Annotated in this window: 17 protein-coding genes; 13 read left to right on the top strand and 4 right to left on the bottom strand. The window is 49.3% G+C overall.

Features of this window, described 5'->3' with window-relative positions; genetic code table 11:
• Positions 1-19: 19 nt before the first annotated feature.
• The 4 genes from K7G97_RS14575 to mreB all read left to right on the top strand — a co-directional run bounded on the left by K7G97_RS14575 (position 20) and on the right by mreB (position 3,738).
• A complete protein-coding gene (locus K7G97_RS14575) occupies positions 20-433 on the top strand; it encodes a F0F1 ATP synthase subunit epsilon (RefSeq protein ID WP_029342737.1) in 414 nt (137 codons plus the stop codon).
• Between the two features lie 331 nt (positions 434-764).
• Positions 765-983, top strand: a complete 219-nt coding sequence (locus tag K7G97_RS14570; protein WP_231925663.1) for a DUF1146 domain-containing protein — start codon at positions 765-767, stop codon at positions 981-983.
• A 251-nt stretch (positions 984-1,234) separates the two neighbouring features.
• Complete coding sequence (gene murA, locus K7G97_RS14565) at positions 1,235-2,539, top strand: UDP-N-acetylglucosamine 1-carboxyvinyltransferase (RefSeq protein WP_195864360.1); 1,305 nt, start codon at positions 1,235-1,237, stop codon at positions 2,537-2,539.
• A 218-nt stretch (positions 2,540-2,757) separates the two neighbouring features.
• Positions 2,758-3,738 (top strand): rod shape-determining protein MreB, encoded by a 981-nt coding sequence (gene mreB / locus K7G97_RS14560; RefSeq protein WP_029342734.1) that lies wholly within the window; start codon positions 2,758-2,760, stop codon positions 3,736-3,738.
• A gap of 272 nt (positions 3,739-4,010) precedes the next feature.
• Here the strand turns inward: mreB and K7G97_RS14555 are convergent, their stop codons facing one another.
• Complete coding sequence (locus tag K7G97_RS14555; RefSeq protein WP_223040920.1) at positions 4,011-4,880, bottom strand: hypothetical protein; 870 nt, start codon at positions 4,878-4,880, stop codon at positions 4,011-4,013.
• 180 nt (positions 4,881-5,060) lie between these two features.
• Between K7G97_RS14555 and K7G97_RS14550 the strand changes: the two genes are divergently transcribed.
• On the top strand, positions 5,061-6,260 hold the full coding sequence (locus tag K7G97_RS14550) for a multidrug efflux MFS transporter (RefSeq protein ID WP_195864362.1): 1,200 nt from the start codon (positions 5,061-5,063) through the stop codon (positions 6,258-6,260).
• A gap of 44 nt (positions 6,261-6,304) precedes the next feature.
• On the opposite strand, the gene K7G97_RS14545 is transcribed toward K7G97_RS14550, so the two are convergent.
• Positions 6,305-9,163, bottom strand: a complete 2,859-nt coding sequence (locus K7G97_RS14545) for a sensor domain-containing protein (RefSeq protein ID WP_223040919.1) — start codon at positions 9,161-9,163, stop codon at positions 6,305-6,307.
• A gap of 226 nt (positions 9,164-9,389) precedes the next feature.
• Between K7G97_RS14545 and K7G97_RS14540 the strand changes: the two genes are divergently transcribed.
• Positions 9,390-10,178 carry a flagellar hook-basal body protein gene (locus K7G97_RS14540; protein WP_223040918.1) on the top strand — a complete coding sequence of 263 codons (789 nt, stop codon included), beginning with the start codon at positions 9,390-9,392 and terminating at the stop codon, positions 10,176-10,178.
• 12 nt (positions 10,179-10,190) lie between these two features.
• Complete coding sequence (locus tag K7G97_RS14535) at positions 10,191-10,973, top strand: flagellar hook-basal body protein (RefSeq protein ID WP_058704123.1); 783 nt, start codon at positions 10,191-10,193, stop codon at positions 10,971-10,973.
• Positions 10,974-11,025: 52 nt separating this feature from the next.
• Here the strand turns inward: K7G97_RS14535 and K7G97_RS14530 are convergent, their stop codons facing one another.
• The gene (locus K7G97_RS14530) at positions 11,026-11,874 is read right to left on the bottom strand and encodes an NAD(P)-dependent oxidoreductase (RefSeq protein ID WP_223040917.1); all 849 of its coding nucleotides are present in this window, start codon (positions 11,872-11,874) and stop codon (positions 11,026-11,028) included.
• A 100-nt stretch (positions 11,875-11,974) separates the two neighbouring features.
• Positions 11,975-14,515 (bottom strand): HAMP domain-containing sensor histidine kinase, encoded by a 2,541-nt coding sequence (locus K7G97_RS14525; protein WP_223040916.1) that lies wholly within the window; start codon positions 14,513-14,515, stop codon positions 11,975-11,977.
• A 249-nt stretch (positions 14,516-14,764) separates the two neighbouring features.
• Between K7G97_RS14525 and K7G97_RS14520 the strand changes: the two genes are divergently transcribed.
• The 6 genes from K7G97_RS14520 (at position 14,765) to K7G97_RS14495 (ending at position 23,090) form a co-directional block, all read left to right on the top strand.
• Positions 14,765-15,922 (top strand): AI-2E family transporter, encoded by a 1,158-nt coding sequence (locus K7G97_RS14520; protein WP_223040915.1) that lies wholly within the window; start codon positions 14,765-14,767, stop codon positions 15,920-15,922.
• 68 nt (positions 15,923-15,990) lie between these two features.
• Positions 15,991-16,314 carry a winged helix-turn-helix transcriptional regulator gene (locus K7G97_RS14515; RefSeq protein WP_223040914.1) on the top strand — a complete coding sequence of 108 codons (324 nt, stop codon included), beginning with the start codon at positions 15,991-15,993 and terminating at the stop codon, positions 16,312-16,314.
• Between the two features lie 318 nt (positions 16,315-16,632).
• Positions 16,633-19,710: an adhesive domain-containing protein gene (locus K7G97_RS14510; RefSeq protein WP_262415765.1), complete on the top strand. Its 3,078-nt coding sequence runs from the start codon at positions 16,633-16,635 to the stop codon at positions 19,708-19,710.
• Between the two features lie 79 nt (positions 19,711-19,789).
• On the top strand, positions 19,790-21,418 hold the full coding sequence (locus K7G97_RS14505; protein ID WP_223040913.1) for a hypothetical protein: 1,629 nt from the start codon (positions 19,790-19,792) through the stop codon (positions 21,416-21,418).
• A complete protein-coding gene (locus K7G97_RS14500; protein ID WP_223040912.1) occupies positions 21,415-22,032 on the top strand; it encodes a class D sortase in 618 nt (205 codons plus the stop codon). The genes K7G97_RS14505 and K7G97_RS14500 overlap by 4 nt, the downstream gene beginning before the upstream one ends.
• Entirely contained in the window at positions 22,029-23,090 is a 1,062-nt protein-coding gene (locus K7G97_RS14495) for a YheC/YheD family protein (protein ID WP_223040911.1), read from the top strand. Before K7G97_RS14500 ends, K7G97_RS14495 begins: the two co-directional genes overlap by 4 nt.
• Positions 23,091-23,102: the final 12 nt, after the last annotated feature.

The raw sequence follows: 23,102 nt of genomic DNA, 5'->3' as shown, positions 1-23,102 counted from the left end.
AGCATAAGGGGGACTTGAGATGAACACACTTCATGTCAATATCGTCACCCCGGATGGCGAAGTGTATGATGGCGATGTCCGTATGGTCGTTGCGAAGACGATTTCTGGTGAGATCGGGGTTCTCCCGCACCACGTCCCACTCGTGACACCACTCGACATCAGCATCTTGAAGTTGCGCCACGAAGATGGCGGACGCACGTTGATCGCTATCAGCGGTGGCTTTATGGAAGTGCGCCAGGATACTGTAACGGTTCTTGCGGAAACTGCGGAGCAAGCAGACAAGGTCGACTATGACCGGGCTGCAGCTGCGAAGGTTCGTGCAGAACGTCGTCTCCAGGACACGAAATTATCAGAACTCGAATTCAAGCGTGCTGAACTTTCACTGAAACGAGCAGTTAACCGTCTCAGCTTGAAAGACTACGGTCGCGATTGATTTGATGAAACCCCGGTTCCGTTTGCGGAACCGGGGTTTTTTTTATATAAACCATCAATGATTTTCCGTATGGCAACCGTTTTCGCAACACGATGAAGGATACAGGTTTAAAATACTGCAAAAATGTAAAAGTACACTATATGCCTCGTCTTCACGAATTCTTCAACCTTTTTTCAGTAGAAGACCAAATTTATCTTCAATAAATATATTTTATACGCTAAAATTAATTCAGCGTGTTCTTTTTTGTTTGCGCAATCATTCATTTTATGAAATCATAGTAGAGTTGAAGAAACTATGAAGAAGAGGTGCAACGAAAGTGACATCTATTGGTGTGAGTGCGTTAGTTAGTATGCTGGTCTATATCGTAGCGATTTTGCTCGCTTGGTGGTCCTTGTTACCAGTCAAATGGGAGAAAATCCTGCAACATCCTAAAGGACCGCATGCGGTAGCCTTACGAACGATTCTTGCGATTGCACTCGGATCCATCGTAGCGCGCTTTTTACTAGATTATGCCGGTTTTGCACAACGTCTTCAGTTTTTAATCGGGTGAACTTGTAACTGCATTGTAAACCCTGAAATGGTAATTTGTTTTACCATGGAACAGGACACTGCTCTTTCAATGAAGGAACACAGTCATTTAGCAATCATCTAACATTACAATCGAAACGTCGTATTGGCTTTGTAGTAAGAGATCAACTATAGGGAAGTTTCTTTTCTAACATTCGTTGAATTCCAACTATGATCCTCACCAATCACGAATTGAACATACTAGAACAGAAACGAAGCAGAGGAGTAGGGAGAATGGAAAAAATCGTTGTCCGTGGCGGACGTAAATTAGCTGGAACAGTCAAAGTAGAAGGTGCAAAGAACGCGGTCTTAAAAACACTCGTCGCGACATTGCTTGCATCAGAGGGACAATCAGTTCTTCAAAACGTACCACGTCTAGCAGACGTCTATACAATCAATAACGTCTTACGCAACTTGAACGCGGAAGTCGAATTCGACGCAGAAGCGAACACGGTGACGGTCAATGCAGAACCGAATCTCAAAGACGAGGCACCACTCGAGTACGTGCGTAAGATGCGAGCTTCGATTCTCGTCATGGGTCCATTACTTGCACGCCTCGGGCGCGCACGTGTCGCAATGCCAGGTGGATGTGCAATCGGATCACGTCCGATCGATCTTCACTTGAAAGGATTCGAAGCGATGGGCGCAAAAACGATCATCGGAAACGGATTCGTTGAAGCACATGTCGACGGTCGCCTCCAAGGTGCAAAAATCTACCTCGACTTCCCATCAGTCGGTGCGACAGAGAACATCATGATGGCGGCGACACTCGCAGAAGGAACGACAGTCATCGAGAACGTCGCAAAAGAACCAGAAATCGTTGACCTTGCGAACTTCTTGAACGCAATGGGCGCAAAAGTCCGCGGTGCAGGTACAGAAACAATCCGCATCGAAGGCGTCGAGAAATTACACGGTGCAACACACTATGTCATTCCTGACCGGATCGAAGCAGGTACGTTCATGATCGCTGCTGCGATCACAGAAGGTGACGTCGAAGTCATCGGCGCAGAGCGCGAACACCTTCGTCCACTCATCTCGAAGATGGAAGAGATGGGCGTTAAGATCACGGATACAGAAGAAGGTCTCCGTGTCGTCGGTCCAGCGAAACTCGAAGCAGTCGACGTCAAGACGATGCCACACCCAGGCTTCCCGACAGATGTTCAAGCACAAATGATGGCACTCGTCCTCAAAGCAGGCGGCACATCAGTCATCACGGAAACGGTCTTCGAAAACCGCTTCATGCACGTTGAAGAATTCCGTCGCATGAACGCTGACATCAAGATTGAAGGTCGTTCATCGATCATCAACGGTGGCGTACAGTTGCAAGGTGCAGAAGTTCTTTCAACGGATCTTCGTTCAGGTGCAGCACTCGTCACAGCAGGATTGATCGCTGAAGGCGAAACACGCGTTGGTGCGCTTCACCACATCGACCGTGGATACGTCGATTTCCACTTGAAGTTACAAGCACTTGGTGCAGACGTAGAACGTGTGACAGAAGAAGCGGCAGTCGTTGAAGAAACAGCTGCAACAAAACTGTAAGCACTAAGATAAGAGCATCATCCTATTTTGTGGGATGGTGCTCTTTTTGTCGTCTTTTGAAAATGACGACAATGAAATCCGAAAAGCGGAAAAAGAAAGTCGTTTCATGAAGGGGCATATGCTAGAATTGAAAGGTATGTATACATAAATGGGTTAGACGTCCAAACGACGTTCTATATTTTGGAAGAATAGCCAGTGGGTAAAGGAGAGCACACGAGATGTTTTCAAGAGATATCGGAATCGACTTAGGGACGGCGAATGTCGTCATTCATGTCAAAGGGAGAGGCATCGTCCTCGATGAGCCATCGGTCGTCGCGATCGACAAGGCAACAGGTAAGATTCATGCGGTAGGTACGGAAGCACACTTGATGGTAGGGCGGACACCGGGGAACATTGTGGCCATTCGACCACTTCAAGACGGTGTTATTGCTGATTTTGAAATGACGGAAGCAATGCTTCGCCATTTCATCGATAAGATTGAAGTCCGTAAGATGTTCGGTGGAGTCCGGATGTTGATCTGTACACCAGCAAGCATCACGACGGTTGAAGCGAAGGCAATTCGTCAAGCCGGTGAAAAATCAGGCGCAAAGACGGTCTTCCTCGAAGTCGAGCCGAAGGTCGCAGCAGTTGGTGCCGGTATGGACATTTGGATGCCAGCAGGGCACATGGTCATTGATATCGGTGGCGGAACGACGGATGTTGCCGTACTTTCAATGGGTGATATCGTATGCGGGGAGACGATTAAGGTCGCAGGAGATCGTTTCGACCACGACATCATTCGTTCAATCAAGGATACACATAAGCTGATCATCGGGGAACGGACGGCACAAGCGGTCAAGACGACGGTTGCCACTGTATCAGAAGATGGACGGAGCGAGCAGATGGATATTCGCGGACGCAATCTCGTGACGGGTTTACCACACAACATCACGGTGACATCGGAAGAGATGCACGATGCGCTGGCGGAAGCAGCGATGGAGATCGTCGAGGCAACGAAGCGTGTGCTCGAGAAGACACCACCGGAGCTTGCGGCAGACATCATCGATCGTGGCATCATCTTAACAGGTGGGGGCGCGTTGCTGGACGGAATCGATCAACTGCTTGCAAAAGAACTTGGTCTACCGGTTCTGATCGCAGAAGATCCGATGTTATGTGTCGCACGCGGTACAGGAATCATGCTCGATAACCTCGGAAAGTAAGAACATCGAGATCGATTAAAACGTGGTTCTTCTCAGTAATGGGAAGGACCACTTTTCATTTTTGGAAGATGAAGATGTTGAAGAAAAGAAAGACTTGCTCCATTTGACCCGCTTTCCTCAGGCGAGACACAAGCCAGTCTTCACTGTTCATATAACAGTGAACCCGGGTCTTGTCTGTCTCTGACAGCGCAAAAATTTGCGCTTTTTCCTGTAGGAGTCGGATCAATGATAGCAAGTCTTTTTCTATACCGTCGCTTCGAATCTTTATGTTCTCACTGCGTACTACGCATGAACGCTTGGTACGCTTCAAAGTCATGATAGACGATCGCACTTGGCGGCAGTGAACTAGCCATCGTTTGATTGACGAGCTGATTCAACTGCGTTCGTGTCTTACCGTAAAACGTGATATCCGGCGTCTCTGAGAGTTCAGTGAACTCGATCGCATACGATAACGTGTGATTGTTGCTTGCGGCATAGAGCGCGTCCGTCATTGTAATCGCACCAAGTCCATTCCCACCACCATAGACAGTTCGGTAACTCATCAACGTGACTTCATCAGCGAGCTCCATTGCCCATTCACTGAGAGGGCGACCGCTTTCATCCTGTACGGTGTGGAACCAGAACGGAAGGAACAGTTGCAGCGGTAATCCTTCAACAGACGCTTTCTCGCGAAAGGCAAGTAAAATCCGTTCATAGGAGGCGATGACACGTGGTTGGTCCGTCTCCCATTCCGGTAAGGCATACGGTTCGAGATCAACGCTGATGCCGTCCGGATGACTGATCGTTTCTTGCTGATAGGTCGAAATCCAGGCTAACGGATCCTCGACGTTTGGTCGAGCTGTCGTTCCTTCGTTTGTGATCCAGCGCGGCTGTCCGAACAAAAAGTACACTTCGATGCCGACAGAATGCGCTTTTTCAACGAATGTTCGGTAGAGAGTACGATCACCCTCGACAGCGACATGCAGATAGACACGTTTCATCTGTCTGTTTGCCAGCTGATTGATCTTCGTTGAAATGGATTTGGCCTCTGGGATGGACCAGAGGACCGTGTGACGAGTGACGGAAACGGCAGCTGAACTTTTGAGTGGTAGTCCGAATTGAAGCAACGACAGGCAGACTACGCCAATCAAAAAGCGTTTCATTTCAATTTCACTCCTTCGTGTGGATTACCTTACTATCGACCGTCAAGCAGTTGCTTATATGCATCAAAGGTCCTGTTCTACACTTTGACAGTTCAAACCCTAGACATTTCACAATGTGAAGTGTATATTAAAAGTTGTTGCATTGAAACGAATTGTCAAATAAAAGGAAGTGATGCCACAATGCCATTGTGGAAAAGAAATTTAGTCGTCGTCTGGTTCGGTAGTTTTTTGACCGCTGCCGCCCTCAGCCTCGTATTACCGTTTTTGCCTTTATTCATTGAAGAACTCGGTGTCGACAGCCGACAAGATATTACGACCTGGTCCGGTATTGCCTTTGGTGCAACCTTCCTCGTCGCTGCGATCGTCTCACCGATCTGGGGGCGTCTCGCCGATCGAAAAGGGCGGAAGTTGATGTTGCTTCGCGCAAGTCTTGGTATGTCGATTGTCATGTTCTTAATTAGTTTTGTTCAAGACGTCTATCAACTCGTCTTTCTACGTCTTGTCATGGGAGCCGTATCCGGATTCATCTCAGCCGGTATCACACTCGTTGCTTCCCAAACCCCAAAAGAGAAAAGTGGCTGGGCGCTCGGCACCTTGTCGACCGGTGGGATTGCCGGTGGATTGCTAGGACCTCTCATTGGAGGATTCCTCGCCGACGTTGTTGGGCTTCGACCCGTTTTTCTCTTTACGAGCGTACCGCTCTTCATTACCTTCCTCGTGACCTACTTCTTAGTTAAAGAAGAATTCGTCCCAATGGAAGTCAAAAAAATGGCGTCCGCGAAGGAAATCATCCAGTCGCTCCGTCATCCGGAACTCATCTTGAGTCTCTTTTTGACGACGTTCCTGATTCAGTTCGCGGCACAATCAATCAGTCCGATCCTGTCGCTCTACGTCCGGGAACTCAGTCCGGGGACAGAACGTCTGGCGTTATTATCCGGGATCGTCGCTTCGGCACCTGGTATCGCAGCTTTGATCGCAGCGCAACGACTCGGTCGTCTCTCCGATAAGATCGGGGCAGAGCGTGTCTTATTCTTTGCATTACTTGTCTTTGCCGCTTTCTTGATTCCGCAAGCATTCGTCACGGATACAAGTCAATTGATCGTCTTACGGATGGGAATCGGTTTTGCGACAGCAGCACTGATGCCGTCGGTACAGGCACTGCTTCGGAAGAACACGCCAGCTAATGCGTCAGGACGTATCTTCGGGTACAACCAGTCCGCGCAGTTCATGGGGAACTTCCTCGGACCACTCGCGGGTGGACAGATTGCTGGTCACTTCGGTTTTGAAGCCTTATTCCTCTTCACCGGCTTGATCGTCATCACGAATGCCGTACTCGAGCGGACGCAGACCGCTGTCTTGAAAAAGAATCCGAATAACTAAGGAAAGCTTCCATTCCCGTTTGATTAAGGGGATGGAAGCTTTTTTCATACAGTCGATTGTTCGAAGAAGTCGTCGACGCGCGAATGATGGGAATGATTCAACTGTTCTTGGACGATGAGAGACAAGGCGCGGACTTGGAAGTCAGCGACATAGTAGAAGAGACCGTTATCGAGTTCCGAAATCGACGTCGGTTCAATGAAGATGTCGGGATGTGTCAGGTGATGCAATTGCAGGGAGAGCTCCAGTTTATGCTTCACCGGTAGACGAATCGAGGAATAGAAAGAAATCGTCCGATTCGTACAACGATTGATCAAGATCGGAGACGATCCGACTTGGATTGACTGTCCATTCAGCTTCGAAATCGTCACCTTCGCATGCAGACTAAGAATCGGCTCCTTCGGTGGAGCGGTGCCCGTATCTTTTGGATAGAGCGTGCCGTTCTCAAGCAGTTGCTTAAATGTTTCGATATCGACGGGTTTACTGAAGAGGTAGCCTTGGATCATGTCACATTCTAGATCTCGATACAGGTTTAGTTGTTGCATGTTCTCGATGCCTTCCGCAACGACGGTCAAACCGAACTCCTTCGCCATATAGATGACACTTTTAATGACAGAGAGGCTCTTTGGATCGTGTTCGGCATGGATCGCGAACGATCGATCAATCTTCAGGCAATGTACCGGATAACGCTGGACGTAAGAAATCGATGAATAAGCTGTTCCGAAATCATCGAGTGATAGTTTGACACCGAGATCGACGAGACGGTCGAGTGTCTCGAGGACTTGTCCGCCTTCAAGCAGCACGTCGGACTCAAGTAGTTCAATTTCTAAGAGGTGACCAGGAACACCATGTTTTTTTAAATGTTTTTCAACGACGCTCGCGAAATCACCGTAGAACAATCGTTTCGGTGATAAGTTGATTGATAGCGGAACGACATTCTCTGGTTGCTCATCGAGTAGATCACGAATCAATCGACAGGCTTGATCAAGTACCCAGTCGCCGATGTGAATGTAGAGATCACTTTCTTCTGACAGAGATAAGAAATCCTTTGGAGCTAGTCGACCCCATTCCGGATGGTCCCAACGGATCAACGCTTCCGCACCAACGATACGTCCACTCCAACTATCGACTTTTGGTTGATACTCAAGGAAGAGTTGATTTTTCTTGATGACATGGCGCAAATCGCGTTCGAGTTGATAGCGACGGTACGTCGTGATGTCGAGTTTCGATGAATAGAACTGGAAATTACTTTTTGAGATCGACTTCGCACGGCGGAGTGCCGTATACGTCTGTTTAATCAACTCTTCTGCCGTATGATCATGATGAGCAGAATAGGTGATGCCGATGAAGACCTTCGAAAATAGTTCATATGACAAGACATCGAAGCGATGGTGGGTCAGCTCGAGTAATTGATTAGCAAGTCCAATTGCCCGTGTTTCATCAATCTTACCTTTTAGGATGATAAGGAATTTATCACCAAATAGATGACCGATGAATACGTCTTTTTTGATAAGCTTTTTCACGGCTGCACTCGTCTGACGGATCCATTCTTCCCCGATTTCGTGACCGAATCGCTCAGCGAGACGACTGTGTTGATTAAACGTGACCGTTAATAAAGTGAAAGGGGAACGATGTGTCAACAACTCACGAACCTGTTCTAACGTAAAGGCATGATTGGGTAAATCAGTAATCGGGTCATGCATTGAGAGGTGCCAAATCTCATGCTGTTGTTCTTTTAGACGCGTGATATCAGTTGAGACACCATAATGACCGAGAACTTCACCATGTGTATCGATGATCGGGATACACGTTTCTTCGACCCAAAACTGGCGATCGGGATAGTTTAGGCGATAGACGAGTCGAACGACTTCTCCTTGACGAATTTTCGGATATGCCTCCCGCATGAGGACGAGGTCTTCGGATGAGACGAGTTTTGTCCACAGTTGATGATCCTGTTCGATTCGTCGAAGATAATCGGTATACGGTTCAAGGAATCCGGCAGCATGAAACGTCACGGTATTGTCGCTGTAACGATGTTCATAAGCGGTCGTATGCAGCGACGTGAAGAACTTTTTAAGAGAGGCAATCGCAAGATCCCGTTCTTGCTCGAGCTGGATGAGCGGTGTCGCATCCTTGAGAATGAAGAGGAGTGAGCTTGGAATCGTATCCGTCTGCACGACACCTTCACAGTGGACGATCTTTTGGAATTGACCTCTGCGCCCCATCCGTAACTGCATCGAGAAGGTTGGAATTTGTCCCATATGCAGCGCAAGACTTTGTTCGCGAAAAATCGTTCGATCCTCTGGATGGAGTTCTTCCAGAAAGTCATAGGTGTCCATCTTCGCTAAGTGTTTCTTAGAAAGGTGTAATAGTGTAGCGAGAGAGGGAGATGCGACGATTTCTTTTGACGTTGGGAAGTATTCAACGAAACTGACCCCTTCGATTGCGTTCGTTAATCGATCTTTCATCAATAAGCGCTGGTAATCGATTCGGAGTTCTTGTTGTTGTGATACATCACGGGCAATCCCATAAAGACCGATGATGACACGTTGATCGTAAATCGGGATGTTCGTGACGTTCAACGTCAACCAATGCCCATCTTTATGACGAACCGTCGTCGTGAAGTGGACGGTTTCGCCCGAATAGACGCGTTTCTTGAACTGGTTGACTTCCTCTACATCATTGGGCTTTAAAAACGTTTCGAAATGGAGTCGCTTAAGACTATCCCGATCGTAACCGAGCATTAGTGGGAATTTATTGTTGAAGGAAATGAAGTGACCCTTTGTATCCATCGTATAGACGGCATCCGGATGGTTCTCCAAAAAATAAGTGACGTCGGACAGTGTGTATAAATCTAAAGACCCAGGCACAGTTCGTTCAGTGGCACGTTTTTTAAAGAAGCTCATAGGTTTCACCTCGAGAATCATGTTTTTGTTAGCTATAGCATAACAATTTTTGTCAATTTTGAATATGTAATCTATTGAAAAAAAGGAGAACGTGATTCTAATAGGTCTTTTGATTCATCTCTGACGGATATTACCTTTTTGTTCAAAAAAGCTCATAATTCAAATCAAGTCGACCGATATACTGAGAGGAAAGAATTGAACATGAAGTCAATGAGGAGATGAACGTATGCTACGAGGAATGTACACGGCGTCGAATGCGATGCAGGCATTACAACGCCAACAGGAAATGCTCAGTAACAACTTGGCCAATGCGCGGACGCCGGGCTTCCGTGCCGATCAAGCGTCACTCCGGACATTTCCGGAGATGCTGATCCAGCAAACAGCAAACAATGAACGGACAGGTGTGCGGGGAGTCGCGACGGTCGGAAAGCTTGCGACCGGTGTCTTCATGCAGGCAGCGACACCGAACTTCACGCAAGGTTCAATCACGGAGACGGGCAATGCAACGGACTTGCAGATTAGTTCGCTTGAAGGGGCACCCCTCTTTACGATTCGTCACCAGGATCCGTTGACGGGAGAGGAAGAAACGCTTTATACGACGAACGGACAGTTCGCAGTCGGACAGGATGGATTACTCCGGACGACGGAGAATGATCTCGTCCTCGATACGAACGGTCAACCACTCGACGTCGTCAATGAAGATTTCCTCGTTGACGCGAACGGTGCCGTCACGGACGGAAACGGTCAGGCGATCGGTAACCTTGGTCTCGTCGTAACCGATCAACCGGAGACGCTCGAGCGGACAGGCAACGGCTTGTTCCGATCAGCTAATCCGTTAAACGCTGGAAACGTCCGGGTCGATCAAGGTGTACTCGAACTCGGGAACGTCGAGATCGAACAGACGATGGCGGAGATGAACGCCGGTCTACGCCAGTTCGAAGCCAATCAAAAAGTCATTCAAGCGTACGACCGGACAGCGGAGAAGGCTGTTTCCGAAATCGGACGCGTTCGCTAATAGGAGGATACGATGCAATCAATCTATACATCCGCAAGTACGATGGGACAGTTGCAAAAACAGCTCGACACGACTGGTCAAAACCTGGCTAACGTCGATACGAACGGCTACAAACGCCGGGATGCCCAGTTCAATGAATTGCTCGTCCGTAACATTAACAACCAAGCGACAGGTTTTACGCCAGGTCCGTTGACGACACCAGAAGGACTTCGACTCGGTGTCGGAGGTTACGTCGCAAACGAAGCGACGCGCTTTGGCGTCGGAACGTTCCGGACGACGGATCGGAAACTCGACGCAGCACTTGGGAATCCACATCATTTCTTCGGTGTCATCGATACGGATGGCGTAACGAAGTTCACGCGCGACGGAAACTTCCAGTTATCACCGCAAGCAAACGGACAAGTCCTGCTGACGGATGATGCCGGACGTTCTGTCATCAACCAGGCGAATGATCCGATCGTCTTGCCGGCAAACGCGACAGAGATTGAACTGAACAAGGATGGCAACATCACGGGAATCATAAACGGGGATCGACGTGTCCTCGCTCGGGTGGGTGTCGCAGACATCCCGAACTACGGTGAGTTGACGGAAGTCGGTGGTGGTTTGTTCACAGCAACTGGACAATACCAGAATGCAGCGGGCAATCCGTTGACGGTCGGTCGGCTTGAGACATCAAACGTCGATATGGCGCTTGAGATGACGAACTTGACGCAGCTGCAGCGGGCGTATCAGTTTAACTCGAAAGCCTTGATGACGAGTGATCAGATGATGGGAATCGTCACGTCTCTTAAATAATCTCATAGCCAAAGGGTGATGCTTCTCATATTGAGCGGCATCACCCTTTTCATTATTTTTCTTGTAACGCGAGATAAATTGCTGCCATGTCCGCATCACCATAAGTCGGTTTTGCTTCAGCGTAGCTAGCGTCCGTCGCTTGTGCAAGTGGCAGCTTGATCTGTTGGCGTTTTGCTTCAGCCGTGATCAGACCTAAATCCTTTGCCATCAGACGGAGCGGGAAGGCCGACGGGAAGTCATTCTTCCGGTACATGTCGCGTTTTCCGGTAAATAGTGGGGTGTTCATCCCGGAAGCACTAATCATCTGAATCAGCTTCTCTTTCTCGAGCCCCGCACCTTCTCCAAGTAACAATGTCTCCGCGACCCCTTGCCCGACGACAGCGAGCAATAAATTAATGGCGAGCTTCGCTGCACTGCCTGAGCCATGTGGTCCGAAATGAATCGTTTCCTTGCCGAGTAGGTCGAGATAGGGCTGACAGGTCGCGATGACTTTTGCGTCACCACCGGCAAGTAAGACGAGCTGACCGTTTTTAGCGACCGGAACGGATCCCGAGACCGGTGATTCGAGATACGTTCCGCCACTGTCTTCGACGAGGTGTGCCATGTCCTTCGTTTCTTCCGGTGAGATCGTACTTAAATTAACGATCATTTTACCGCTAAGAGCGGGTGTGATGTCTTCGATGACGGATGCGACAGCTGGTCCGTCCGCGAGCATGACGAAGATGATATCGCTTTGACGCACGACGTCCTGTGCTTCTTTGACAGCTGTTGCTCCTCGTTCAGTCAGCGGAGCTGTTTTTTCATACGTCCGGTTGTAGACGGTCAAGCCATGACCGCCGTCAAGTAGACGTGTTGCCATCGGTACCCCCATATGTCCTAACCCAATCCATCCAAGTTGCATGTCGATTCCTCCTTAAAATAATGCGCTTTTGACTATACCCCGAGCCTAACCGAATCTAACGACAAAAAAGACCGTCCACATGATGTGAACGGTCGAGTGATTAATCTTCATATGTGAGAATCGTCGAGATGACAGCAATCGGGAACCGAATCGTAAAGGTTGATCCGACACCGACGACGGACTCGACATCGATCGTTCCGTTGTGGTGTTTGACGATCTCCTTACAGATCGAGAGACCAAGACCAGTTCCACCGATTTTTCGCGTCTCGGAGTTATCGACACGATAGAACTTATCGAACAATTTCGGAAGAGCATCTTGCGGAATTCCGATACCCTCATCTTGGATCCGGATTTGAGCGAAACCAAGTTCGTTTGTAATCCGTATCAAGACCGTACCACCGCTTGGGGAGTACTTGACGGCATTACTGAGTAGATTGTTCAGCAACTGCTTCATCTTTTCCGCATCACCGTCGATCATGATCGGTCCACGGGCTTCGAAATCAATCTGGTGCGTCTCGTGCGAGACATCATAGAACTCAATCAAGTCTTGGGCGAGTTCGACGACATCGAACGTCGTCATCTCATAACGATGTTCACTCGACTCCATGCGCTGGACGTCGAGGAAGTCATTGACAAGCGTCGTCAGGCGACCGGTCTCGGAGTGAATCGTCTGCAGATACTTCCGTTGCCGTTCTTCCTCGAACCGTTTGTTGAGCATCAGCTCCGTGAAGCCATAGATCGAAGAGAGTGGTGTCCGCAATTCATGCGAGACGGTCGAGACGAACTCTTCCTTCATCCGCTCGGCTTCCGTTTCTTTCGTCACATCACGGAGGACAAGCATCGTACCGACCCATGTGCCGTCGACTTCGATCTTCTCGGCGTAAATCTGGATATAGGTACTGTGCTTGCGGATCGAGACGATCAAGCTATCTTTCGGTAAATCGAGTTCAACGATCTGTTCGATGTACCGTTCGAATGCTGCGGGTTCATCAATGATGTCAGCTAATGACTGCATCGCTTGCTCGAACGCAGAACGTTCTTCGTCTTCGAACGATGTCGGAACTTCCGGGAACAACGTCATCAACGGTTCGTTGACGAGTAACTCATCTGTCTCATGTTCGATGTAGACGACAGCTTCGCGAATCGAGTTCAATAGTTGCGTCGTCTTGTTTTTCTCACGGATCATTTCTTCATAGATTCCCATCCGGAGGAGAGAGAGTGACAATTGATGCGAGAATGACAGGATGTCATTCATCTGTTCCGTCGTGAAGGCATCACGGTAACGAACGAGATAGATGCAGGCAATCATGTGCTCTTTTGACGGATCCATGACCGGAACTGCGACCTCATACATATAGTACGGATACGGTAGCGGGCTCTCGTGTGCGACCTGTTTTGATGAATGGACGGGACGCTTCAAGAGACGTGCGCGATGCAAGAGTGACTGATCGTCAGAGACAAGACGACCGACCATCTCTTCCGTCATCCCGTAATCAATCGTCGAGCGGACTTCTTGTTGATCAAGGAACAACAGGGCACCGATTTCAGAATGCGTGATGGAGACGAGCTTTTCGATGATTTCCGGATAAGCCGTCAACGTCTCACGAGAAGCGAGCGTCTCCGTCAATTCATTGCGGTACTTCAGGTGTTGTTCACTCCGAAGTGTGATATCAAGTGCTTCTTCGAGTTCCTCCTGCTGCGCTTGGAGTTCTTCTTGCTGAGCGACGAGCTCTTCTTGTTGTGCTTGAAGTTCTTCGTTCTTCGCCAGCATATGGACCTTGTTATCGGCAATCGATGCCGCCATCTGATTGAACGATGTCGTCAGCGTATGCAGCTCGTCCTTTCGTTTAGGCAAGGGGATTGCTTGAATGTCTTCTCCCGTCGCAAGTAAGGCGCTGTCGCGAGACAGTGTGTTGACCTGCTTCGTGACGCGGCTGATGAACGGACGTACGAGCGAGAAGAGGACGAGAATCAAGACGACGAGATTCGAGAGCCAGATAAACTGGGCAACACGCATTTCACCTAGAAGATCGTTCTTCGCATCGACTTCCTTCCCTTGAATCAGCGTCAGATAATCGGCAAGTAACGTATCGATCCGTGTCATGTCAACATCAGCGTCTGATAAACTGACCGATCCGCGTAACGTACCGTTTTCGGTGAACAGGTCTTTCCCATTGGAAAGAGCAGCGAGCGTGTCAGGATTTACAAAATCTTCGTTGATCTTTCCGTCTTTTTTTCCTTCGACGTATTCGTTGAGGAGCGGAAGCGACGTTCCGAAATAATCGTCATACATTTGACGTGTCGCGGTTGCGTACTCTTTTCCTTGCTCGTATACGGCGTACTTCTCGAACCATGTCGTCAAGCGATTGATTTCCTGTTGATTCGTCTTGACGGCATCAAGCGTTTCCCGTGAGCCGGTCAATAAATAGGATTTGACGTTACTTTGCGCGACCGTCCACTCATTCGCGAGGGCATTTGCATTCGTTCGACGCTCACGTAAGTCATCGAATGTCGCATTCGCCTGATCGATCTTCTGTTCCGTATAGAAATAAACGATCGCAGACGTGATGCTGAGAGCGACGAACACCATATAGAAGGCGAACATCAATTGGCGACCGATGGTATGATTGATCCATTTCACTGGGTTTTCCTCCGTATTCTATTTTTACATGTATGAAAAAGATTGCTTAAATGCCGAATACACTTATCTTACGCAGATTCGAAGGTCTCGGCAAATCTGAATCTGCAAAATTGACTAAAACAAATATATCATATGTGTGTTAAACGATAACGAACTATATATTTTCTAAGAATAAGGATTAAGAAGTATCGTTTTAAGGAAAACTATAGAGGATATTGAACTTCATTTTTTAAGTAGGGAAGTGGTTAGATGCAAAAAATGTTTGAAAACAAATGGTATCGATTCGCCTGGTGGGTCATGACGTTACTGATCATCGTTTGGATTGGCGATCATGTCACGTTCCTGTTCCGACCGGTCGCGATTCTGCTTCAGATGGTCGTACCACCCCTTGCGATCGCCGGGATTCTCTATTATGTCCTGCTACCGATCGTCGAGTTACTTGAGAAGAAGATGAAACGGCGTCCGGCTGTCTTAATCGTCCTCGTCGGACTGATCGGGATTTTGACGACACTCGGATTCATCTTTGGTCCGATGCTGTCAGAACAGATCACACAGTTCGTAAATTCGATTCCGACACTCGCCACACAATTCCAGCGCCAATTGATTGATGTCCGGGATCAACTCGAGAACAGCGCAGCCTTTTCACGCTTCTTGTCAGGACCAGATAACTTGTTTAATAAGTTCTCGGGCAACATCTCGGAATATGCAACGACGTTCCTTAAGAACATCGGTACGGGTGTCGGTGGGTTCGTCAGTGTCCTGACGACGACGGTCGTGACGATCGTCATCATTCCGATCATGTTGATCTACATGTTGCTTGACGGCGATAAGCTGAAAGGCAATCTCGTCAAGCTGATGCCGTACGAGTATCATAAGGAAACGAAGAAAATCCTTGGGGACGTTCACTTGACGATCATGAGCTACATCCGCGGGCAAGTCATCGTCAGCATCGGGGTCGGGATCATCGCCTATATCGGATATCTGATCATCGGGATTGATTATGCGTTGTTGCTCGCCTTGTTTGCGACACTGACGAATATCATTCCGTTCCTCGGACCTGTCCTCGGTGTTATTCCGGCATTGATCGTCGGGTTCATTCAGGATCCAATTCTTGCGATTTATGCAATCATCGTCATGACAGTCGCGCAACAGATTGATTCGCACATCATGTCACCACTCGTGCAAGGGAAGACGCTTGACGTTCATCCGCTAACGATCATCATCGTCTTACTCGTCGCTGGTAACATCGCTGGTTTCTTCGGCGTCTTGCTAGGTGTTCCGTTCTATGCTGTCATGAAGGTCGTCATCTTGAACATTCGTCGTCTCTATCATCTTCGGTCGCAAAAGAAGATGGTCATCACGGAGGAAGAGAAGACGTTCGATACGATCATCACAGAGCGCGATTGAGTTTTGAAATTCGCGTAAAAGTGCGTCATACTGAAGAGGTAGCTAAGAAAAAAGGGGGCAGGAATCAGATGGATTCACGTCATACCGAAGAACAAGCCGATTTACTCGCATTACAGAAATTCCAGCACAACTTCGAGAACAGTTTGAAGTCGAGTATCATTTATCTCTTGCGTGATGGTGCGTTGACAATCGGGGAACTCGAGCAACGGATCGATCAGTCGCACGGTCAAATCCTCGAACAGCTGCAAGAATTGATCGAAGATGGACTCGTCATCCAGCAAATGTCCGAGAAAGTGCACGGACTGGCCTATTATTTGACGGCACCGGCTGAAGACCTCGTCCGTCAGTTTAAGGAATCGATTCGCTGGAGTAAACAGCACATTCGATTCTAAAAAAGTAGGTTTCTAGACCTACGAGCAGACGCTCGTAGGTCTTTTTACTTTTTTAAAAATTATGGTCATATAAAATTGAATTAAGTCATTTTTACACAAAATGGATAGAACTAGTATGAAATAAAATTACAATATATTTTATTGGTTGATTATTTATAATATATATTATTTATATTTTAATGGTAAATTAATATTTAAAATACTGGTTAATAATAACTATTTAACCATTACTTTTGTAAAAAATTGTATATTTTTATGGGGAATACATGCATAATAATAGGTGTACGATTATTTTTTCCGTAGAAAAGGAGTGTTGAAATGAAGAAAAAAGCACCTGATTTTCGAAAGAAGATGAATCGACACCATAGAAACCACACACGAAGACTAGTAAAACTGCTGGCAGCGTCCTCTCTCGCCCTCTCTCCGATCTCATTCACCTATACGAAAACCGAAGCAGCTGAGAATTCTGAAAAGAAGTTTCAGACGCAACAAAGTCAATTCGCGAACTCGGTTCGAAACTCGCTTGTCCAAGGACCGAATCGAGTCAGTTTAGCTGAAGTTCAACTATTGACGGATGTCGCGGTCAATGCAAATCTGACGGAACAACCGGATAACTATGATTTAGCCCTTAATTTAACCGGAGTCGGATTAGCCGATGCGGAGGTATTGAACCCGGACCGGGTGGCCGTCTTCAACATTCCAGATTTAGCGGGAAAAATGCAGGCGAATGGTAATGCGTCAGTCAGTGTTGAACTATTACCCATTACACTTGAAGATTTACCGACGCTGAAAGGTCAACTCGATCCTCTGACGGGAACAGTAGCAGATACTGTGACTGACCTATTAGCGGGTATCGATCGATTACAACGTACTCCAGTCGTAGGTAGTTTATTGAGAGTAGAAGGGCTCACAGAATTAACCGATGCCCTGGATAATCTACAAAATTTAGATACCGCACTGTCAGAACTTCTAGATTATGAAGGCTCTGCTCCAGTCACGATTAATCCGGATGGTTCAATCGTGATTGATTTTAGTGATGGTTTAGGGCAACATCTTGATACGTTAACGAAACAAGTCGTTCAAGACGCCTTGACCGATTTGGTCAAGGCCATCACTAATTTAAAATTATCCGGAATAGCAGGAAATTTAATTAATCCTGTTTTAAACCCGGTTAAAGCTCTTTTACCAGGTGTAAATAATGTTCTGACTGCTGTAACGAACGATACGGTGAACTTATCGAATGAACTCGTAGGTGTACAAGTACTTGGACCAACTTCTGTTAGTGCCAATATCATCGTTGATAAACCGGCTGGGGTTGCTCAAGACGAAGTTGTTGTTACAGGATCTGTCGTCAATACGTCTGCAATCGATGCACAACTGCTGGCTGATCTAGATGGTCAAGATACGATCGTCTTTGATGAAGAGGCAGATGGAGATGCGGATGCCGACGCGGATGCCGATGCCGATGCCGACGCCGACGCAGATGCCGACGCGGACGCTGATGCGGACGCTGATGCGGACGCCGATGCTGATGCCGATGCGGATGCTGATGCCGATGCTGATGCCGATGCTGACGCCGACGCAGATGCCGACGCTGATGCGGACGCCGATGCTGATGCCGATGCGGATGCGGACGCCGATGCGGATGCGGATGCTGATGCAGATGCGGATGCTGATGCCGATGCCGATGCTGACGCCGACGCAGATGCGGATGCGGATGCCGATGCCGATGCGGATGCCGACGCTGATGCTGACGCTGATGCGGATGCTGACGCTGATGCGGACGCTGATGCCGATGCGGATGCTGATGCCGATGCTGATGCCGATGCGGATGCCGATGCTGATGCTGACGCGGATGCGGATGCCGATGCGGATGCGGATGCCGACGCTGATGCGGATGCGGATGCCGACGCCGATGCGGATGCGGATGCGGATGCTGACGCGGATGCCGATGCTGATGCCGACGCCGATGCCGACGCGGATGCGGATGCTGATGCTGATGCGGATGCCGACGCGGATGCGGATGCGGATGCGGACGCCGATGCGGATGCGGATGCTGACGCCGATGCGGATGCTGATGCGGATGCTGACGCCGACGCTGATGCGGATGCCGACGCTGATGCGGATGCCGACGCTGATGCGGATGCCGACGCCGATGCGGATGCTGACGCCGATGCGGATGCTGATGCTGACGCAGATGCTGATGCAGACGCGGATGCGGATGCCGATGCTGATGCCGACGCCGATGCGGATGCCGATGCCGATGCGGATGCTGACGCCGATGCGGATGCTGACGCGGATGCGGATGCTGATGCGGATGCGGACGCCGATGCGGATGCTGACGCTGATGCGGATGCCGATGCCGATGCGGATGCCGACGCTGACGCCGACGCGGATGCTGATGCCGACGCGGATGCGGATGCGGATGCCGATGCGGATGCTGACGCGGATGCGGATGCTGATGCGGATGCGGATGCTGACGCCGATGCCGACGCTGATGCTGACGCCGATGCGGATGCTGATGCGGATGCGGATGCGGATGCCGATGCGGATGCTGACGCTGACGCAGATGCGGATGCTGACGCCGACGCTGATGCCGATGCCGACGCGGATGCGGATGCGGATGCCGACGCCGACGCAGATGCCGATGCTGACGCAGATGCGGATGCCGACGCCGATTCGGATGCTGACGCGGATGCTGACGCGGATGCTGACGCTGATGCCGATGCGGATGCCGATGCAGATGCCGATGCTGACGCTGACGCCGATTCGGATGCTGACGCGGATGCGGATGCTGACGCCGATGCGGATGCTGACGCGGATGCTGACGCGGATGCAGATGCAGATGCTGACGCTGACGCTGACGCTGATGCGGATGCCGATGCGGATGCCGACGCGGATGCGGATGCCGACGCCGATGCGGATCAAGATAATGATGGTGACAATGATAATAACAATGGTGGAGACAAGGATAACGACAATGATGGGAAAGAGGATCCAGACAACGTCTCGAATCCGAACGATGATAACGACAATGACAATGTCATCATCCCAATCCCGGTCGTCACGCCTCCAACGACTCCACCAGGAAATGGTCCAGGTGTCACACCAACTCCTGGCATGAGCCCTGTCTCAGGTCCGAACGTCAAGCCAGCTCCTTCGACTGGCACTGTAAACGGACCAAGCGTCAAGCCGACATTGCCAGCGAACACAGTCGGTGCACCGATTAATAAATCACCACTCGTCTCAAAACCGATCACTCAACCCGTTAAACGAATCGTTGGTGGCACGTTACCGAACACTTCGGAAAATCTGTTCTTGATCACCCTCATGGGAATGCTTGCGACAGCTGCCGGATTGTTCACGAAACTGTTCCGCCGCCGTCCACAAGAGTAAGTCATGCTGTAGTTAATCGTAGTGGGGCCATCTGTGCCTCACTGCGATTCATCCTTTTAGAATAGGAGTGAAGCTGAATATGGATCTGCTCAACCGATTCACCACTGCCATCGATGTACTGGAACAACACATGAAGACCGATGATATCTATTACTGGAATCGTCAGATAATGTTATTCGTCTCACTCGGACAAGCATCAGAGCGGGCTCGTGTCGTTCGATTTCAAGGCAAAGGACTACAATCCGTAAAAGATCAAGCACGTAATTGGCTCCGTAAACAACCGGAGATGGAGTGGTTAAAACTCGATATCGCTCGAAACTTTGAGGCACTTTCATTTGAGGCCTTAAACGAGCGTGTGAAAGACACTCGGAAAAATTACTTCCGACACGGAATCGCATTCGATCGGAAGATGCATTGTGCCTATCTAGAAGAAGAATTGAATGGTAATGCCGTTTTGACACAAGATCCGACGCATCAAGAACTACACATCAATCTAACGAACTTGAGCAATTATGCGCACCAACAAGGGCGGACGGAGCGGATGGACTTTCATCCGACAAGTCCATGCCTCCTCTTTGATACACTCGGTGTCTTCGCAGACGAAACACCATATGTACTTGAAGTCATACGTGATGTCGAAAAAATCCGTGAGACGACAAGCCCACTTCCTTCTGAAATCAAGACGATCGTCGCCCAGTCGAGTGAGTATCTTGCTCGCCAAGTCCGGACGAATGGTCGCTTCCAATATGGTTACTTCCCATGCTTTGATAAACCGATCAAGTTCTACAACAGCTTACGTCATGCAAGCACACTCTATTCAATGATTGAAGCCTATCGACTGACACCAAGCGAACGATTACGCCAAGCAATCGATCGAGCAAAACGCTATTTGATCGAGGAATTGATCGTACATGAAGGGGAGCGTTCCTTCGTGCTTGATCGTGAATCGAACGAAATCAAGCTCGGCGCGAATGCTGCAGCGATCTTAGCATTGACGGAATACATGCAGACGTTTCAGATGACGGAGGATCTACGACTCAGTCAACGACTCGCAGCCGGCATTCTTTCACTGCAACAACCATCAGGTCAATACCTGCATGTACTCGAGTACCCGTCGTTTGCGTTGAAGGATGCCTTCCGGATCATCTACTACGAAGGAGAAGCGACGTACGCCTTGATGCGGTTGTATGCACTTGATTCCAATCCACGTTGGCTCGACAGCGTCGCCCGGTCATTCGAGCATTTCATCGCTAAATCGTACTGGAAGTTCCACGATCACTGGTTGAGCTACAGTGCGAACGAACTAACGAAATGGTTGCCGGAAGCGCGGTATTTCCAGTTCGGTCTAAAGAACGTCTCCCCGAAACTCGACTTCATTCATCACCGGGAGACGACGTACCCGACGTTCCTTGAACTGATGCTTGCGGCACGCGAGATGATTGACCGGATCGAAGCGCTCGGACGAGCCGACGTGTTAGCTGATTTTCCGCTCGACTGGCTCGACCAGACGATTGAACGACGGATGATTTATCAGCGAAACGGCTTCTTCTATCCAGAAGTCGCAATGTATATGAAGAAACCCGGTCGGATTCTCGGAAGTTTTTATATCCGGCACCACTCGATGCGGGTTCGGATCGATGACGTCGAGCATAATTTATCTGGGTATTGCCGGGCATGGACACGAATGCTGAAGGAGGTGCCGTTATGATGCGACGCGTATCAACGCTGTTACTTGTCATCGGACTTGCCTTACTTGGATATGTCGGGTATCAAAAACTGACGGTCCAGCAAACCTTGACGACGGAACTCGCAAAAGCAAAAGATGTCGTGCAGGCGGAAGGAACGTCTTCGACGACATCAAAATCAGCAGCAACGAGCAAACAAGCGAAGGAGAAGACGGAGGACGTCCTCTTCCAAACCGGTGAGACGGTCGGTTATTTAAAAGTGCCGTCACTTGAAATGGAGTTGCCGGTGCTTGAAGGCGTAGATGACGCGACACTCGCAAAAGGCGTCGGGCATCATCCGGAGACAGCCTTTCCAGGGCAAGGCGACCGGATTTTCCTCGCTGGGCATAACGATACGACATTCTCGAAAATCAGTAAGTTGAAGAAGGGCGATGAGGTCGTCCTCTATCTCGCGAACGGATCCTATCGCTACGTCATGCAATCGAGCGAGATTGTCGATTACAAAGACACGCGGGTTCTTGAGTCAACGAAGCAGGAGTCGCTCGTCGTCTCGACCTGTTATCCGTTTTATAACGTCACAGATAGTACGGAACGGTATTTGATCTACTTTGAACCCGTCGAGGAGGATGCGTCATGACACGAATCGGAATTTTGCGCCTGAATAAGAAACCTCAGTTTCGCGATAAGATTGCCTGCGTCATCGGTGCCTCGATGGGCGTTGACATTTTCTTTTTCCGACCGCGCGATGTCGACTTCGAAAATCGGACGATCCGCGGACTCTTCTTTGACGAAGATGCCTGGCACCCAGGTATGTATGAATTTCCGGACGTCATCTACAATCATTTGCCGCTCAGTGATGCAGACAAGGAATTGTTTAATCGTCTCGCAGCCGAGATTCCCTTTACGACGCACCGGATTGGCAATAAAAACGTCGTCTTACGTCAACTCGCGCAAGAAGGATCGTTTCAGGATGTCTTGATTCCGATGCACTGGGTAAAGAAAGGAAAGGCGATTTTTCCACTGATTGAAAAGTACGGAAAAATCGTCTTCAAGCCGGCGAACGGAAAACAAGGGCAACGGATTTATACGATCGAACCGGAGGGAGACCAGTACCGGTTCAGCCATCTACTCGAGTCGACCGTCTGTTCGACAGGGGAATTGATTAGCCGCATCGAAGAAGAGACGAAACGGAATCCGATGATCGTCCAGCCGTTCATTGCCTCGCAAACGATTCATGGCCATTCGTATTGCATGCGGATCCATGTCGCGAAGGGAGCGAACGGTCGATGGAAACTCGTCAAATATTTTCCGTTCGTCAGCAACAATCACCAAGAATCGGTCAGCCATCTCAGTCACGGGGCATTCTCGACGACGCGGATGGACATCTTCATGAAGCAGAACTATCCGGATCAACATGAAGCGATTTCGCGACGGATCGTCGACTTTGCGCGACGGTTCCCCGTTTATTTCGAATCGTTTTATGCCTACCCGCTCGATGCGCTCGGGATCGATGTCGGGATCGGGGCGGATGGGAAAATCTATCTCTATGAGGTCAACAGCTTGCCTGGTACGCGCTACGTCGAGTTTCAGGCAGAGTATCTCGCAGTCCAGTATTGCCAGTACCTTGCGACACATGGGCGTCCCGGTGTACATGGGCTCGATCGGGGATGGATGAAGGAACGGATCGAGGCTTAGAAAAGAGGCGAC

Source organism: Exiguobacterium acetylicum (genome assembly GCF_019890935.1).
Classification (GTDB): Bacteria; Bacillota; Bacilli; order Exiguobacteriales; family Exiguobacteriaceae; genus Exiguobacterium_A; species Exiguobacterium_A abrahamii.
The sequence above is the reverse complement of the archived record's forward strand: the minus strand, read 5'-3'. Positions and strand labels throughout refer to the sequence as shown.